Origin of the sequence: Enterobacter sp. R-1.6.2, from assembly GCF_035064085.1 — a bacterium.
In the GTDB taxonomy this organism is placed as follows: Bacteria; Pseudomonadota; Gammaproteobacteria; order Enterobacterales; family Enterobacteriaceae; genus Enterobacter; species Enterobacter asburiae_B.
Genome location: NZ_JASEYI010000164.1, coordinates 1 through 207, shown reverse-complemented (window position 1 = coordinate 207; position 207 = coordinate 1). Strand labels below are relative to the sequence as shown.

Sequence of the window (207 nt, the reverse complement as noted above, 5' to 3'; positions counted from 1 at the left end):
GGCCAGCCATCCGTCATCCATACCACCACATCAAAGACCGACAGCAGCTCCAGAAGACGCTCCAGTGTGGCCAGAGTACGCTCACCAAAGACGTGTGCCACCACCGTCCTGCGCATCCTGTCATAGGCGTTGGACTGACCCCACGCCCGTAGACAAATTCTGTCCTCACGATGAGGCCTGTTCGAAGGCCTCCGGACTGAGGCCGCC

General features: G+C 60.4%; 1 pseudogene. It reads right to left on the bottom strand.

The window, feature by feature from the left end:
* A pseudogene (locus QMN93_RS26245) lies at nucleotides 1-128 on the bottom strand (IS1 family transposase); the annotation flags it as partial.
* Nucleotides 129-207: the final 79 nt, after the last annotated feature.